Genomic DNA, 16926 nt, shown 5'->3' on the forward strand with positions numbered 1-16926 from the left:
AGGCCGGGGTGACAGCGGACAGCCACACCCCGGCTTGCCCCTTACTCTGCGCCGATGCCGCGCAGATAGCGGTCATACCAGCCAAGGCTGCGTTCGATCCGGTCTTTCAGGTAACTGGGCACGGTCAGCCCGTGGTTCTGCCCCGGATAGACGACCAGCGCGGTGGGCACCTCGTTCGTCAGCAACGCCTGATACATGGCCAGCGATCCTTCGCACGGCACGTTCCAGTCTTGCTCCGCACACATATACAGCGTGGGCGCGGTGATCTGGCCGGCGCGGAAGAAGGGGTAGGATATTTCCAGCCAGCGCTCCACATTCTCCCACGGCTTGCCCAGTTCGAGCACATAATCGCGGCCATATTGGTCAACGCCGAAGCCGCCGATGAAATTGGCCATGCCTGCGCCCGATACCGCGGCGGATACGCGCGGATCGCTGGCGATCATGTAATTGGACAGAATGCCGCCATAGCTCCACCCGCCAACGCCAATGCGCGACGGGTCAGCGATGCCGTTGTCGATCGCCCAGCTGATCCCGGCGCTGATATCGGCGGCATCCGGGCCGCCCCAGCGGGCCATCTGCGCCTGCGCGAAACCCGCGCCGCGCCCCGATGATCCGCGCGGATTGATGCCCAGCACGGCGTATCCACGCGCCGCGAACACCTGCCAATCGGCCATGAATTCGTGGCTGAACTGGTAGACCGGCCCCCCGTGCAACCGCACAATCAGGGGCAGATTGCGTGCGTTCTCCTGCCCCGGCGGCAGGAGGAGCATCGCATGGATTTCGACCCCGTCGCTGATGAAGCTGACATCGCGCGTTGCCGCCAGTTGCCGCGTGGCGACCCAGCCATTGTGCGGCGACAGGGTGCGCGGGGCGGCCTCCACCGTGTGCAGCGCCGTGGGGGTCATCACATCGCCATCCAGCACCGCGATGCGCGATCCATCCGGGCTTTGCGCAAAGCCATAGGCGAAACGCTGGCCATGGGTGAGATAGTCCACGCTGTCGCTGGCGGGATCGATGCGGGCCAGCCAGGTATCGCGGTCGCCTTCCACCAGCGCCAGAATGTGCCGCCCATCGGCGGTGAAGCGCGGGAAATAGAACCAGCGGTCAATCTGCGCCGGCAGGGTTTCGCGGCCCGTGGCAAGATCGGCCACCACCAATTGCAGCGGGTTATACCACGTCTCCTCCGGCGGGCCGCTGCGCAGCCAGACCAGCCGCGTGCCATCGGGCGACCATTGCGGGCCGCCGCCTTCATTGCCTGGATCGGCATCCTCGCCCTCAAAGGTGCTGATGCGCCGCGAGGCACCGCCATGTGCAGGCATCACATATACGTCCGAACAGCGCAGGCGGCCCACCGGATCGCATTGGCGGCTGACATAGGCGATCTGCGCGCCATCGGGCGAGAAGGCGGGCAGATCGACATCGAAATCGCCGCTGGTGATCTGTGTGGCTACACCGCTGGCAATGTCGATGCGGAACAAGTGCGTGCGCCGGTCGTCCACCCAGCCGCGGTAATCCTCGCGCGCGGCGAAGCGGGTGATGACGATGGGCGCGGGAATCGCGGGCGGGGTGGCGGAGATGTTTGCGCCCACTTCGGACACGGCAATCGCGCTGCGCCCATCGGGGGCGAGGGTGTAGCGGCTGACGCCTGCCGGCAGGTCGCTCACCTTGCGCGGCGGTGCGCCGCCTTCGCTCACCCACAATTGCGTCGCCTCGCCTGCTGCACCGCTGCGCAGGAAGGCGAGCACGCTTCCATCCGCGCTCCAGGCGGGGCTCGATTCATCGCGGTCGAGCGTGGGGAACAGCGGGGCCGCGCCGCTGCCATCCCAGCGCGCCTGCCACAGATCGGACTGGAAGGCATCGCCATCGCCGGGGCCGGTGAGGACATAGGTGATGGCGCTGCCATCGGCGGTAAAGACCGGTTGCGACAATTCCTCGATCCGCAGCATATCGTCGCTGGTAAACGGCGTCTGCGCGGCCAGCGGGCTCGCCATCAGCCCAACACCCAGCGCCAGAACGGATATAAAGGCGGCCTTCCTCATAGAGTCCCCGGATTTGCGATTTGTGGTGGACTTGGCTGCGCCATTCGGCAGATTGTTGCAAGTGTGACGAGTGAAAGCTGCGCCATTTTTGGCAGCCGCCGGGGGAGTTTGCCGATGAGAATCCGCCTTTGTGCATCGCTTGGGGCGCTTTGTGTCGCCTTGGGTGCCATGCCGCTTCCGGCCCAGGCCGCGCCCGATCAGGCGCTGGCGCGGCAGCTTCTGGATGACCTCATCGCCAGCAATACCGCGCCCAGCGGCGGGCCGGACACGCGCCACGCGGTGGGCCTGCTGGTCGATGCCCTGCGCGCCGAAGGCTTCCCCGAAAGCGACATCCATGTGGTTGGCATTTCCGAAGAATTGCCCAGCCTCGTCGTCCGCTACCGTTCGCCCGATCCCAAGGCGGGCGCGGTGCTGATGATGGCGCATATCGACGTGGTGGAGGGGCTGGAAAGCGACTGGTCCTATCCCCCCTATCAGGCGACCGAGGAGGACGGCTGGATTTACGGGCGCGGCTCCACCGACAACAAGGCAGGTGTTGCCATGCTGGTCGCCAATTTCATTGCGCTTCACCGCGAAGGCTTCGCGCCTGACCGCGACCTGATCCTGATGCTGACGGCGGACGAGGAAACGAACGGCCTTTCCGCCAATATGCTCGGCACCACGCACCGCGATCTAATTGCGGCCGATTTTGCGCTCAACACCGATGGCGGCGGGGTGATTGCGGGCGAGGATGGCGCGCCGCTCGCCTTCGTGATGCAGACGGCGGAGAAGGTCTATGTCACCTATGCCTTCACCGCCAGCGATCCGGGCGGCCATTCCAGCCTGCCCAAGCCGGACAGCCCGATTTCCGCCGTGTCGCGCGCGTTGGTGGCGCTGGAGGATTACCACTTTCCCATCAATCTCAACGAAATATCGCGCGGCTTTTTCAGCAATTGGAGCGTGGTCGCCCCGCCCGAAGACCGCGCGCTGCTTGGCGCAATGGCGGCATACCAGCCGGGCGATACGGAGCCGGAGGGGCTGGCGGCCAACCCTTATTACAACTCGCTGGCGCGCACCACCTGCGTCGCCACGCAGATCGCCGGGGGCCATGCCGAAAACGCCCTGCCGCAAACCGCGCGCGCGGTGGTGAATTGCCGCGTGCTGCCGCAGGAAAGCGCCGAAAGCGTGGAGCAGCGCCTTGCCGCGCTGGCCGCGCCGCACGGGGTGCAGGTGGAAACGGTTTTCCCCTATATGGCCAGCCCGCCCAGCCTGCCGCGCGAGGATGTCACTGGCCCTGTCACCGCGCTGGCACAACGGCATTTCGGCAATATTCCGGTCATCCCGGAACTCAGCACCGGGGCCACGGACGGGGCGTTTATCCGCAATGCCGGCATACCGGTTTACGGGATCAGCGCCATTCTGGAAGACCCGGCCGATATCCGCGCGCACGGCATGGACGAACGGATTGCGATCAGCGCCTATCAGCGGTCGGTCGCCTATTGGTATGATCTGGCAAAGGCGGTTTCGACCCTCGATTGAAAGCCTGTTTTACATCTGTTAAACAAGCCGCCGGTCACATAGGGAAAGGCTTTGGCATCTGCCGCGCATTACGATGCCGTCGTGATCGGCGGCGGGCATAACGGCCTGACCTGCGCCTTTTATCTGGCGCGGGCGGGCAAGCGCGTCTGTGTGCTGGAGCGGCGCCACATCGTGGGCGGCGCAGCGGTGACCGAGGAATTTCACCCCGGCTTCCGCAATTCCACCGCCAGCTATTCGGTCAGCCTGCTCAGCCCCCAGGTGATTGCCGACATGGATCTGGCCCGCCACGGCCTGACGGTGAAATTGCGCGAGGCGGGCTATTTCGTGCCGTTGGGGGATAGCGATTATCTCCTGCTGCCCAAGGAGCCTGCGGAAAAGCTCGCCGCCATTGCCGCGCGATCGCCGCGCGATGCCGCCGCATGGCCTGAATACAACCGCAGGCTGGATGCACTGGCGGCCTTGCTGCGCGCAAGCCTGCACGAAACGCCGCCCAATCTGGGCGGTGGTCTCTCGCAGCTTCCGCCCGCGCTGACATTGGGCAACCGGCTGCGGAAACTGGGGCTGGAAGGGCAGGGCGATCTGATCGACCTGTTTGGCAAGAGTGCGGGCGAAATCCTTGATTCCTGGTTTGAAGATGGCGCGCTGAAAGGGATACTGGCTTTCGACGCGCTGACGGGCAATCACGCCAGCCCCTATACCCCCGGCACGGCCTATGTTCTGCTGCACCATGTGTTCGGGCAGGTGAACGGAGTGGACGGTGCCTGGGGCCACGCCATGGGCGGCATGGGCGCGATCACGCAGGCCATGGCGCGGGCGTGCGAAGAAGCGGGCGTCACCATCCGCACCGATGTGCCGGTGGCACAGGTTTTGCGCGAAGAGGGCGCGGCGGCAGGCGTAAGGCTGGAAAGCGGTGAGGAAATCGTCGCTCCGGTGGTTGCGGCCAATGTGAACCCCAAGCTGCTGTTCGGCCAGATGCTGCCTGATGCGGCCGTGCCGCCCGCCTTCGCCCGGCGGATGCGTGATTGGCGCTGCGCCAGCGGCACCTTGCGCATGAATGTGGCGCTGTCTGAATTGCCGCGCTTCACCTGCCTGCCTTCGCAAGGCGAGGGGCGGCACCACCGCGCCAGCATTCTTATCACGCCCTCGCTCGGCTATCTGGAACGCGCCTTTGACGATGCCCGCCAGTTGGGCTGGGCGCGCGAACCGGCGATCGAGATGCATATCCCCAGCACGATCGACCCCTCGCTCGCCCCGCCGGGGTGCCATGTCGCCAGCTTGTTCTGTCAGGGCTTTTCTCCTGTTTTGCCCGACGGGCGAAGCTGGACTGACCAAGGCGAGGCAGCGGCCGATACGGTGATTGACACGATCACGCGCTACGCCCCCAATTTCCGCGCCAGCGTGCTTGGGCGCATGGTGCTGACCCCGCTGGATCTGGAACAGAAGCTGGGCCTTGTCGGCGGCGATATCTTCCACGGTTCGCTGCGGCTTGATCAATTGTTCAGCGCGCGGCCCGCAGTGGGCCATGCCGATTACCGTATGCCGGTGCCGGGCCTCTATCTGTGCGGATCGGGCGCGCATCCCGGTGGCGGCGTGACGGGTATTCCCGGCCACAACGCCGCGCGCGAAATCCTGAAAGACATGAAATCCCGCGCCCCTTTGCGTTTGGGGCGGCGCAAGCAATTGACCGGAGCACACCCATGAATCTGATGACCACGCCGCCGCGCCCGTTCAGCGCTGACCAGTCCGGCTGGAGCCTGCCCGCATGGACATATTATGACGAGGATTTCCAGAAGCTGGAGAGGAAGCATATCTTCATGCCCGCCTGGCATCTGGTCTGCCATGTGTCCGATCTGCCGCGTGCCGGCGATTACCGCACTTTCTCCATGATGGGCGAGCGCGCACTGGTCCTGCGAGGGCGTGACGGGCAGTTGCGCGCCTTCCACAATGTCTGCCCGCACCGCGCGGCGCGGCTGGTGGATGGCGACGCGTTTGGCGATGGCGGCGGGAATTGCGGCGGGCGGATGACCTGCCCCTATCACGCGTGGAGCTTTGCGCTGGACGGCAAGCTGCTGGCCGTGCCGTTCATCGAGGAATACGAGAATTTCGACAAGGCCGATTTCGGCCTGTTCCCGCTGGAACACGGGGTAAGCCACGGTTTCGTCTATGTCCGCTTCGGCTCCGGAACGCAGACGCTGGAGGAATATCTTGGCCCCATTGCCGAGGAAATGGGCCTCTACCGATTTGCCGAAATGGAGCCGATCGGCCCCATCCGCAGCCGCATTCGAGAGGTGAACTGGAAGAATGCCTGCGACAATTATGTCGATGCGCTCCATGTGCGCGTGGCGCATCCGGGGCTCAGCAGCCTGGTGCGCGATACCTACCGCCTCTCCGTCGATCGCGGGGTGGACAAGATCTTCGCCGATGCAGGCGCGGGCAAAAGCGCCCATGCCAGCGTTACGGCTTACCGTGCCATGCTGCCGCGCGTCGATTACTTGCCGGAAGAACGGCAGAATATGTGGACATACTTCCGCCTGTTTCCCGGCCTGATGTTCGATGTCTATCCCGATCAGATCGACTTCATGCAGTTCATCCCCATCAGCCCCACGCGCTGCATCCTGCGCGACGGGGCCTATGCCTTGCCGGACAGCCGGCGTGAAATGCGTGCGGCGCGCTATCTCAACCAGCGCATCAACCGCGATGTGAATGCCGAGGACAAGACGCTGATCGAGCGGGTGCAGGACGGGATGGGCACGACGCCTTTCAAGACGGGGCCGCTGGGCAAGAACGAGATCTGCCTGCGCGCCTTTGCCCAGCGGATGCGCGCCACCATCCCGATCGCGGCGGAGGTGGAACATCCGGGGCGTGAAGCCTTGCAGGCGGCGCTGGACGCGGCATAATGAGGCAATGAGCCACCGCATCTATGCCATGACTTTCGCCCGTATCCATGCGGCACTGCTGGCAAAGGTGGAGCGCAAAGGGCGCAACCGGGCCGAACTGGACGCGGTGATCGGCTGGCTGACCGGCTATGACGCCACCGGAATTGCGCAGGCGGTGGAGGACGGTCGCGATATGGGGGCCTTCTTTGCCAGCGCGCCCGCGCCCAACCCTGCCCGCATGGATGTGACCGGCGTGGTTTGCGGGGTGCGGGTGGAAAATGTCGAAGAACCGCTGATGCGCGACATCCGCGTGCTCGACAAGCTGGTGGATGAGCTGGCAAAGGGCCGCCCGCTGGCCAAGATTCTGCGCCAGCAATGACCGCATCGGACACGATCGCCCGCCTCGAAGCGCAGGTCGCGCGCGATCCGCAATCGGCCGATGGGTGGCGCGCGCTGGGCGATGCGTGGACGGCGCGCGGAAACATGGCCGCTGCCGATGCCGCCTATGCGCAAAGCATCCGCGCCGCCACCCGCGACCCTGAACTGCTGCAAGCGGCCAATGCGCTGGTGGCGGGCGAGCTGGCGGTGGCCGAGCCCATCCTGCGCGCGCGGTTGAAACGTGCCCCCACCGATGTGGCGGCGATCCGGATGCTGGCCGAACTTGCCAGCCGCCTTGGCCGCTATGGCGATGCGGAAAAGCTGCTCGCCCGCGTGCTGCAACTGGCACCCGGTTTCCGCGCCGCGCGGCATAATTATGCGCTGGTGCTCCACCGGCAGAACCGCGCGGGCGATGCGCTGGCGCAGATCGACATTCTGGCGGCGGAAGAGCCGGACAATCCAGCGCTCGCCAATCTGAAAGCCGCGGTGCTGGGCCGGATCGGCGAGTATGAGGACGCGCTGGATCTGTATGCCCGCGTGCTGGAACGCCAGCCGGCGCAGCCCAAGGTGTGGATGAGTTACGGCCATGCACTCAAAACCGTGGGGCGGCAGGGCGATGCGGTGGAGGCCTATCGCCGCGCCATCGCGCTGGAACCCGGCATGGGGGAGGTGTGGTGGAGCCTCGCCAATCTGAAGCGCGTGACCTTCGATGCCGCCGATATCGCGGCCATGCAGGGCGCGCTGGAACAGGACGACCTGTCAGCCGACGACCGCTTCCACCTGCATTTCGCGCTGGGAAAGGCGCTGGAAGATGCGGGCGACTACGCCGCATCCTTCGCCCATTACGCCCAAGGCAATGCGCAGCGCCGCGCAATGGTGCGGTATGATCCAGACGAGATTGCCACCCATGTCACCCGCAGCGCCGCGCTGTTCACACCCGCCTTCTTCGCCGCGCGGCAGGGTTACGGCTGCCCCACGCCCGATCCGATCTTCATCCTGGGGATGCCGCGCGCCGGCTCCACGCTGATCGAGCAGATCCTTGCCAGCCATTCGCTTGTCGAAGGCACGATGGAACTGCCCGACCTGCCGCAGATCGCCGCGCGGCTGGGCGGGCGCAAATTGCGCAGCCAGGACAGCGCCTATCCCGAAATCCTCGCTGATCTGTCGGCGCAGGAATGTGCGGCATTGGGCGAGGAATATCTGGAACGCACCCGCATCCAGCGCAAGACCGATGCGCCCTTTTTCATCGACAAGATGCCCAACAATTTCCTGCATATCGGCCTCATTCGGCTGATCCTGCCCAAGGCGAAGATCATCGATGCGCGGCGGCACCCGCTGGCCTGCTGCTTTTCCAATTTCAAACAGCATTTCGCGCGCGGGCAGGCGTTCAGTTACGATCTGGCCGAACTGGGCGGCTATTGCCTTGGCTACACGCAGGCGATGGCCCATTTCGACGCCGTCCAGCCCGGCGCGGTGCACCGCGTGTTTTACGAGGCGGTGGTGGATGATCTGGAAGGCGAAGTGCGCCGCCTGCTCGGCTTTCTGGGCCTGCCGTTCGAGGAAGCCTGCCTCAACTATCACGCCAGCGAGCGGGCGGTGCGCACCGCCAGTTCCGAACAGGTGCGCCAGCCGATCTTCCGCGAAGGGCTGAACCAGTGGCGACATTACCAGGAATGGCTGGGGCCGCTCAAAGCCGCGCTGGGTCCGGCGCTGGTGGATTACCCGTTTGCCACCTGATCGCTGCGGCGCAGTGTGATGCAATTGCCATAGCAGGCCGGCATTGCGAACCGGTTTCGCCCGGAACTTGACAGCCCGCTGAATTACAGTTCTCTTACAGTTGTTCAACAAGCGAAGCCTGCCGCAAGGCAGGGACTTCCGCGCCATTCCAGGGGGGAATGCGTTACGACGACCAACCGACATTCGCGGGCAGCCTGCAAGGCACAGAAGTGGCCTCGGCCCCGCGCATTCGGCAATGAGGGATCACGACATGGGTAGCAAGTTTTCCGCACATCGCTGCATTCGCGCCCGCCGCTTGGCTACGGCTGTTCTGCTGGGCTCCACCATATTGGCAAGCGGAAGCGCCGCCGCGCAGGAGGAGGTGTCCGAAACGGCGTCGGTTGACCCCAATGTCATCCTCGTCACATCGCAACGGCGCGTCGAAAACCTCCAGGATGTGCCGCTCAGCGTGCAGGTGCTGGGGCAGGAGCAGCTCGACAATCTGTAGGTCACCAGCCTGGAAGATTACGTCAAGTTCCTCCCCTCGGTCACCACGCAGAACCTGGGCGGGCCGTTCAGCCAGCTGGTATATATGCGCGGTGTGGCGAGCGGCGGGGACGGCAACCATTCCGGCCCACTGCCGTCGGTGGGCACCTATCTGGACGAACAGCCGATCACCACGGCGCAGGGCAATCTCAACGTCCACCTTTATGACATCGCCCGCGTCGAGGCGCTGGCCGGGCCGCAGGGCACCTTGTTCGGCGCATCGAGCCAGGCGGGCACGATCCGCCTGATCACCAACCGTCCCGATGCATCCGGTTTTGCGATGAGCGCGGATGCCGAGGTGAACTGGATCGACGGCGGGGAGCCGGGCGGTTCGCTGGAAGGCATGGTCAACCTGCCGCTGTCCGACCGGGCAGCGCTGCGCGTGGTGGGCTGGTACATCAGCGATGGCGGCTATATCGACAATGTGCGCGGCGTGCGCACCTTCCCTTCCAGCGGCGAGACCGACGACAATCAGGCGCTGGTGGAAGACGATTTCAACGATGTCGAAACCTATGGCGCGCGCATCGCGCTGGGGATCGAGCTGGACGACAACTGGACCGTCACCCCGGCCGTCATGGCGCAGCGGCAGAACACCGACGGCGCCTTCTCGTTCAACCCGGCGGTGGGCGATCTGCAGACGCAGGTTTACCGCGACAATTTTGCCGATGACGAGTGGTATCAGGCATCGCTGCTGATCGAAGGGCGGATCGGCAATTTCGATCTGGTCTATTCGGGCGCCTATCTGGACCGGTCGATCGATGCGCTGACCGATTATGCGGATTACGCCTATTTCTACGACGTGCTGTATGGCTATGGCGCCTATTTCGTGGGCGATTGCCCGGCGCAGGATTTCAGCTGCCCGATGGTGAACCCGTCGCAATATTTCGCCAGCAAGGATCGGTTCACCAAGCTGAGCCAGGAATTGCGCATCTCCACCGATATCGGTGACCGGATCCAGTTCCAGACCGGCGTATTCTACCAGCGGCAGACGCATGATATCCAGCAGCAATATATCATTGACGATATTGCCGATTTCATCTCCGTTCCCGGCTGGAACGACACGATCTGGCTGACCAAGCAGGACCGCGTGGACCGCGACTTTGCCGTGTTCGGGCAGGCGACCGTGGCGCTGACCGACGAGCTGTCGCTCACCGGCGGCCTGCGCTACTTCCGCTATAACAACACGCTCATCGGCTTCTTCGGCTATTCGGACGGGTTCAGCGGATCGACCGGGGTGGCCGCCTGTTTCGGCCCGGCCAGCACCGACGGCGCGCCCTGCACCAATCTGGGCGTGCCGGTTGCGGGCGGCGGGGTTGCGCCGCGCCGGTCAAAGGATGATGGCCTGATCCACCGCCTGAATCTGGATTGGAAGTTCACGCCCGACAACATGGTCTATGCCACCTGGTCGCGCGGTTTCCGCCCCGGCGGCACCAACCGGCGCGGCGGTCTGTTCGGCTATCAGGCGGACTATCTGACCAATTACGAGCTGGGCATGAAGCACACTTTCATGGACGGCGCGCTGCGCTGGAACACGGCGCTGTTCCAGCTCGACTGGAACAACTTCCAGTTCGCCATCCTTGGCCCCAACGGCCTGACCGAAATCCGCAACGCGGCGCAGGCGCGCATTCGCGGGCTGGAATCGGACCTGACGCTGCGCCCGGATGACAATCTGTCGATCGGGGCAGGGGTGACATTCCTCGATGCCAAGCTGCGCGAGAATTACTGCGGCTTCACCGATGCCAATGGCGATCCGGTGACGGTGTGCCCCAATCCGCAGGCTCCGGCGGGAACGCGGCTTCCGGCTTCGCCCGATTTCAAGGGCAATCTGACCGTGCGGTATGAGTGGGACATGGACAGCGATCTGCGTGCCCATGTGCAGTTTGCCGGCGTGTACCAGACTGAAATCCGCGCCGAACTGCGCGATGCCGATGATGCACTGATCGGGCGGCAGGATCCCTATGGCACGATCGATCTGGCCTTCGGGATTACCAATGGCAATTCGGGCTGGCGGGCGGAAGCCTATGTCACCAATGTCACCGACACGCGGGGCGAGGCGTATCTGTCCACCCAGTGCGGCACATCGGTCTGCGCCAATCCGGTGAATGGCATCGTCTACCAGGTGCCCAACCAGCCGCGCACTCTCGGCTTGAGGGTGGGGTATCGCTATTAAGGTGATCGGCCAGCGCGAGGTGCGGGCATGGTCTTGCCATTGAGCGAAGCCATGCCCGTGGCTGCCCGCACCACGGCAGGCAAGATGGGCCGCTGGATGGCGGTCTCTCTTGTGGTGGGCAATATGATCGGATCGGGCATTTTTCTGTTGCCCGCCGCGCTCGCCCCGCTGGGCTGGAACTCCGCCTTGGGCTGGGTGCTGACCATTGCGGGCGGGCTGTGCCTTGCCGCAACCTTTGCCTGGCTGGCCCGCGCGATGCCGGTGGCGGGTGGCCCCTATGCCTATAGCGCCGCCGCTTTCGGCCCGCTCACGGCGTTTCTGGTGACATGGAGCTACTGGATCAGCCTGTGGATCGGCAATGCCGCGATTGCGGTGGCGGGCGTCAGCTATCTGGGTGCTTTCGTGCCGGGGCTTGCGGCGATGCAGGGCGGGGACGCGCTGGCGGCAGTGGTGATGATCTGGGCGCTGACGCTGCTCAATCTGCGCGGCGCGCGTTCGGCGGGCGGGTTCCAGCTGGTCACAACGCTGATCAAGATCGTGCCGCTGGTGCTGGTGCTGGCGCTGGCGGGCATGGCGCTGGGATCGGGCGAAGCAAGCCTGCCGCCGCTGCCCGGATTGGGTGAGGCAGGCGGATTGCAAGCCGGGCTGGTGACTGCCGCCGCCACGCTGACGCTGTGGGCCTTGCTGGGGCTGGAATCGGCCACGGTTCCCGCCGACAGCATTGCCGATCCGGAACGCAATGTGCCCTTTGCCACATTGGTGGGCACCGCGATCACGGGCCTGCTCTATCTGGTCACCTGTTCGGCCATCATCCTGCTGATGCCGGTGGAGGTGGTTGCGAACTCTGCGGCGCCCTTTGCGGACTTTGTGGCTCGGTTCTGGGCGCCTGGCCCTGCCCTGGCGATTGCCGGCTTTGCCGCGATCAGTTGCATCGGTGCGCTCAACGGCTGGATTCTGGTGCAGGCCGAACTGCCCTGGGCCATGGCGCGCGACGGCACTTTTCCGCGCTGGTTCGCCGCCACCAACAGCGCCGGGGTTCCCGCGCGCGCACTGGTGGTGTCGAGCGCGCTGATGACCGTGGTGATGCTGCTCAATTTTCAAAGCAGCGCGGCGGAAATCTTCGGCTTCCTGCTGCTGATCGCCACCTGCACCAGCCTGTTCATGTATCTGGTGTGCATGGCAGCAGCTCTGGTGCTGCGGTTCAACGGATCGCTTGCCTCGCGCAGATGGCTGCCGCCCGTGGCGGCGCTGGCGGTGCTCTATTCCGCCTGGACGATCTATGGCGCAGGCGGCGAGGCGGTGGCCTGGGGGCTGGTGCTGCTGGCGCTGGGCCTGCCTGCCTTTTACCTGTTCGCCGCCCTAGCGCGGGGTGCGGCCGATCCACGCTGACAGGCCGGGAAGCGCCGCGCTGCTGCCGCCGTTGATGGACGCAAGCATCGCCATCCCGCCCGCCATCGGCGGCATGGCCGCGTCATCCGCACCCAGATTGAAGGCGCACAGCACCGCGCTTCCCGGCAGGGTGCGGCGGAAGATCAGGACATGGCGGTTCGCCTGCACCAGTTCGAACCGGCCCAGCCGCAGTTCGGCATTCCCCTGCCTTAAGGCGATCAGCCGGCGCGTGGCCTTGAGCAGCGAATGGGGCGCAGCCTCCTGAACCTGCGCGGCGCGTGCGCGGTTCGCATCGGACAGCGGCAGCCATGGCGTGCCGGTGGTGAAGCCGCCCTGCGGCTCGTCAGTCCAGGGAAAAGGCGTGCGCGCGCCGTCGCGGGAAAGGGTGAGCGGCCAGTTGGCAATCGCTTCGGGGTCTTGCAGCAATTCGAAGGGGATATCGTCCTGCACCAAGCCCAGCTCCTCGCCCTGATACAGGATCGGATTGCCGCGCAGGCACAGCAGCAGCGCCATTTTGAGCGGGGCATAAAGTTCGCGGTCTCCCTCGGCGCACCAGCGGGACAGCGCGCGCGGCGCATCGTGGTTTTCAAACGCCCAGCTGGGCCAGCCTTCGCCGGCCTCGCCCGGCCATTCGGCCATGGCTTTGGCTACCAGCGCAGGGGTCATCTGCGGCTCGTAAAGGAAGTCGAAGCCATAGGCGCTGTTCAGCCGGTGATCGCCCAGCGTAAAGGCCTTCATCTCCTCCAGCGGATTGCTGCCGCCGATTTCGGCCATGGTGAAAATTGCCCCATATTCGTCCGCCACACCGCGCAGCCTTTCGGTGAAATAGACCATTTCAGGCTGCGACTGGCTGTAGATCTTGTCCTGAAAATCGAAGGGGCGCGTGCGCACCTTGCCCGGCACCGGGGCGGCGGGCGGATTGTCGCGCAGCGCCGGATCAACCATTGCGTGGTTCAGCGCGTCAAGCCGGAACCCGTCCACGCCGCGATCCAGCCAGAACCGCGCCACATCCAGCAGCGCATCCTGCACTGCCGTGTTATGCAGGTTGAGCTGCGGCTGCTCTTTCAGGAAAGTATGCAGGTAGTATTGGCCGCGCCGTGCATCCCACGTCCATGCCGGGCCGCCAAATACCGATTGCCAGTTGCTGGGCGGGGTGCCGTCTGCCTTTGGGTCGGCCCAGACATACCAGTCCGCCATCTCCCCCACCCGCGCGGCGCGGCTGGCAGCGAACCAGGCGTGCTGATCGGATGTGTGGGCATAGACCTGATCGATCAGCACTTTCAGCCCCAGCTGGTGCGCGCGCGCGACCAGTGCATCGAAATCGGCCAGCGTGCCGAATATGGGATCGACCGCACAATAATCGGCAATGTCGTATCCGAAATCCTTCATCGGCGAGGCGAAGAAGGGTGATATCCAGATTGCATCCGCGCCCAGATCGGCCACGTGCGGCAGGCGCGCGGTGATGCCCGGCAGATCGCCCACGCCGTCGCCATTGCTGTCCTGAAAGCTGCGCGGATAGATCTGGTAGATCACCGCTCCGCGCCACCACGGCGCGGATGTCCTATTCTGGTCGGCCGTATCGTGCAACATGGCGCGTCCCCCCGGGAAAATCGCTAAGCCGTTCTTATCATGAAAGCACCGCAGACACAGCAGTTTTGCTGCATTGCAACAATGTTGCGGTTGGTTGCATGGAAAGCCTTGTCGATCTGCAACTTGCGTCCTACGACTTGGCCGAGGCGCGCGGTCCGGCAGGCGCGCTGGCGTTTCGGGGGATGGCGGAACCGCCCGCCGGATCAGCAGACAAGACCGGTCGCCCGTGGGAGAGAACCGCAACCGCCGCTGCGGTATGGCAGCGCGCAATTGGTGAGGAAATGCTCATGCCCCGCAATGCCCAGCCCAGCAGCGCCCCTATTGAGGAGCTTATCATTGATGTCCTGCGCCACCGGGTGGGCAAGGATGAACGCGCGGCCAAATCGCATGACTGGTATACCGCCACCGTCCTGACCCTGCGCGACAAGATTATCGACCGCTGGATGGAATCCACCCGGCGCACTTATGATGCGGGCAGCAAGCGGGTCTATTACCTCAGCCTCGAATTCCTGATCGGCAGGTTGCTGCGCGATGCGCTGAACAATATGGACCTGACGCAGGAAATGGACCGGGTGCTGAAGGAAAACGGCCTCGATCTGGCGGTGCTGGAAGATCTGGAGCCTGACGCAGCGCTGGGCAATGGCGGGCTGGGGCGGCTGGCGGCGTGCTTCATGGAAAGCCTCGCCAGCCTGGACATCCCGGCTTACGGCTACGGCATCCGCTATGTGAACGGGATGTTCCGCCAGCGGATTGACGATGGCTGGCAGGTGGAATTGCCCGAAACCTGGCTCAGCCATGGCAATCCGTGGGAATTTGACCGCCGCGAAAGCGCCTATCGCATCGGTTTTGGTGGCGAGGTGGTGGCATCAGCCGATGGCGGGGTGGAATGGCGCCCGGCCGAGGTGATCGAGGCGAGCGCGGTGGACACGCCCGTGGTAGGCTGGCGCGGCAAACGCGTGAACACGTTGCGCTTGTGGACCGCGCACGCGCTCGATCCCATCCGGCTCGACGCGTTCAACGCAGGCGACCATGTGGGCGCATTGGAAAACGAAGCGCGCGCAGCCAGCCTGGTGCGCGTGCTTTATCCCGCTGACAGCACGCCTGCGGGTCAGGAATTGCGGCTGCGGCAGGAGTTCTTCTTCTCCAGCGCCAGCATTCAGGACATCGTGCGCCGCCATGTCCAGTATGAGAAGGACATTCGCACCCTGCCCGACAAGGTGGCGATCCAGCTCAATGATACGCATCCGGCGGTGGCCGTGGCGGAACTGATGCGCCTGCTGGTGGACGATCACCAGATGGAATTTGACGAGGCGTGGGAGCTGACGAAGAAGACGGTCGCCTATACCAACCACACCCTGCTGCCCGAAGCGCTGGAAAGCTGGCCGCTGCCCTTGTTCGAACGGCTGCTGCCGCGCCATATGCAGATCGTCTATGCCATCAACAGCCGCGTGCTGCGCGAAGCGGGCAAGGCGGGCCTAGGCGAGGAAGCGATTGCCGCGATCAGCCTGATCGACGAGGGCGGCGAGAGGCGCGTGCGCATGGCGAACCTTGCCTTTGCCGGGGCGCACAGCGTCAACGGGGTGGCTGCGTTGCATACCGATCTGATGAAGCAGACGGTGTTTGCGCATCTCCACCGCCTCTACCCCACGCGCATCAACAACAAGACCAACGGCGTCACCCCGCGCCGCTGGCTGATGCAGTGCAATCCGCAGCTCACCCGCGTGATCCGCGATGCGATTGGCGATGGCTTTCTGGATGATGCGGAAAAGCTGGCCGATCTGAACGCGCTGGCCGCCGATCCGCTGCTGGGCGAGCGCGTGGCCGAAGTAAAACGGGCGAACAAGATTGCGCTGGCGGATTACCTCAAAAGCGAGATGGGCCTGCGCCTCAACCCCGATGCGCTGTTCGATGTGCAGATCAAGCGCATCCACGAATACAAGCGGCAATTGCTCAACCTGCTGGAGGCGGTGGCGCTGTATGACCAGATCCGCAGCCACCCCGAACGCGACTGGGTGCCGCGCGTCAAGATTTTCGCAGGGAAAGCCGCGCCCAGCTATCACAATGCCAAACTGATCATCAAACTGGCGAACGACATTGCGCGGCGGATCAATTCCGACCCCTCGGTCGGCGGGCTGCTCAAGGTCGTGTTCGTCCCCAATTACAATGTCAGCCTGGCCGAACGGATCATTCCGGCGGCGGATTTGTCCGAACAGATTTCCACCGCCGGGATGGAGGCATCCGGCACGGGCAATATGAAGTTCGCGCTCAACGGCGCGCTCACCATCGGTACGCTGGACGGGGCGAATGTGGAAATCATGGAGCGGGTGGGCGCGGACAACATCTTCATCTTCGGCCTCTCGGCCGATGAAGTGGCGGAAAAGCGCGCGAACGGTTACGATCCGCGGTCGATTATCGAAAGCTCGCCCGAACTGGCGCAGGCGGTGCACGCGATTGCCAACGGCGTGTTCTCGCCCGATGATCCCGCCCGCTACCGCGACCTGATGGAAGGGCTGCTGAACAGCGACTGGTTCATGCTGGCAGCCGATTTTGACAGCTATTGCGCTGCCCAGCGCAAGGTGGACCTGCTATGGCAGGATCAGAGATTGTGGCGCGAAAAGGCCATCCGCAATATCGCCAATGTCGGCTGGTTTTCATCCGACCGCACGATTGGCGAATATGCGCGGGATATCTGGGGAGTTTAGGA

The 16926-nt window shown here is 64.5% G+C and carries 11 protein-coding genes; 9 read left to right on the plus strand and 2 right to left on the minus strand.

Annotated elements, in window-relative coordinates; all coding sequences use genetic code 11:
• Nucleotides 1-41: 41 nt before the first annotated feature.
• Entirely contained in the window at nucleotides 42-1991 is a 1950-nt protein-coding gene (locus WFP44_RS01405; RefSeq protein ID WP_336924549.1) for a S9 family peptidase, read from the minus strand.
• 216 nt (nucleotides 1992-2207) lie between these two features.
• On the opposite strand from WFP44_RS01405, the gene WFP44_RS01410 reads away from it, so the two are divergent.
• The 8 genes from WFP44_RS01410 to WFP44_RS01445 all read left to right on the plus strand — a co-directional run bounded on the left by WFP44_RS01410 (nucleotide 2208) and on the right by WFP44_RS01445 (nucleotide 12632).
• On the plus strand, nucleotides 2208-3557 hold the full coding sequence (locus WFP44_RS01410) for a M20/M25/M40 family metallo-hydrolase (RefSeq protein ID WP_336924550.1): 1350 nt from the start codon (nucleotides 2208-2210) through the stop codon (nucleotides 3555-3557).
• Nucleotides 3558-3608: 51 nt separating this feature from the next.
• Nucleotides 3609-5258 carry a phytoene desaturase family protein gene (locus WFP44_RS01415; protein WP_336924551.1) on the plus strand — a complete coding sequence of 550 codons (1650 nt, stop codon included), beginning with the start codon at nucleotides 3609-3611 and terminating at the stop codon, nucleotides 5256-5258.
• Nucleotides 5255-6454 carry an aromatic ring-hydroxylating oxygenase subunit alpha gene (locus WFP44_RS01420; RefSeq protein WP_336924552.1) on the plus strand — a complete coding sequence of 400 codons (1200 nt, stop codon included), beginning with the start codon at nucleotides 5255-5257 and terminating at the stop codon, nucleotides 6452-6454. The genes WFP44_RS01415 and WFP44_RS01420 overlap by 4 nt, the downstream gene beginning before the upstream one ends.
• A gap of 7 nt (nucleotides 6455-6461) precedes the next feature.
• Nucleotides 6462-6812, plus strand: coding sequence for a DUF2200 domain-containing protein (locus WFP44_RS01425; RefSeq protein WP_336924553.1), 351 nt, complete (start codon nucleotides 6462-6464; stop codon nucleotides 6810-6812).
• The gene (locus WFP44_RS01430) at nucleotides 6809-8548 is read left to right on the plus strand and encodes a tetratricopeptide repeat-containing sulfotransferase family protein (RefSeq protein ID WP_336924554.1); all 1740 of its coding nucleotides are present in this window, start codon (nucleotides 6809-6811) and stop codon (nucleotides 8546-8548) included. The genes WFP44_RS01425 and WFP44_RS01430 overlap by 4 nt, the downstream gene beginning before the upstream one ends.
• Nucleotides 8549-8843: 295 nt before the next feature.
• Nucleotides 8844-9035 (plus strand): hypothetical protein, encoded by a 192-nt coding sequence (locus WFP44_RS01435; RefSeq protein WP_336924555.1) that lies wholly within the window; start codon nucleotides 8844-8846, stop codon nucleotides 9033-9035.
• Between the two features lie 9 nt (nucleotides 9036-9044).
• Nucleotides 9045-11243, plus strand: coding sequence for a TonB-dependent receptor (locus WFP44_RS01440; RefSeq protein ID WP_336924678.1), 2199 nt, complete (start codon nucleotides 9045-9047; stop codon nucleotides 11241-11243).
• Nucleotides 11244-11294: 51 nt separating this feature from the next.
• A complete protein-coding gene (locus WFP44_RS01445) occupies nucleotides 11295-12632 on the plus strand; it encodes an amino acid permease (protein ID WP_336924556.1) in 1338 nt (445 codons plus the stop codon).
• On the opposite strand, the gene WFP44_RS01450 is transcribed toward WFP44_RS01445, so the two are convergent.
• Nucleotides 12603-14222 carry an alpha-glucosidase gene (locus WFP44_RS01450; RefSeq protein WP_336924557.1) on the minus strand — a complete coding sequence of 540 codons (1620 nt, stop codon included), beginning with the start codon at nucleotides 14220-14222 and terminating at the stop codon, nucleotides 12603-12605. The genes WFP44_RS01445 and WFP44_RS01450 overlap by 30 nt on opposite strands.
• Nucleotides 14223-14509: 287 nt before the next feature.
• Here WFP44_RS01450 and WFP44_RS01455 point away from each other — a divergent pair, with 287 nt between their 5' ends.
• A complete protein-coding gene (locus tag WFP44_RS01455; protein WP_377923125.1) occupies nucleotides 14510-16924 on the plus strand; it encodes a glycogen/starch/alpha-glucan phosphorylase in 2415 nt (804 codons plus the stop codon).
• Nucleotides 16925-16926 lie beyond the last annotated feature (2 nt).

Source organism: Alteraurantiacibacter palmitatis (assembly GCF_037154115.1).
GTDB classification, from domain to species: domain Bacteria; phylum Pseudomonadota; class Alphaproteobacteria; order Sphingomonadales; family Sphingomonadaceae; genus Alteraurantiacibacter; species Alteraurantiacibacter palmitatis.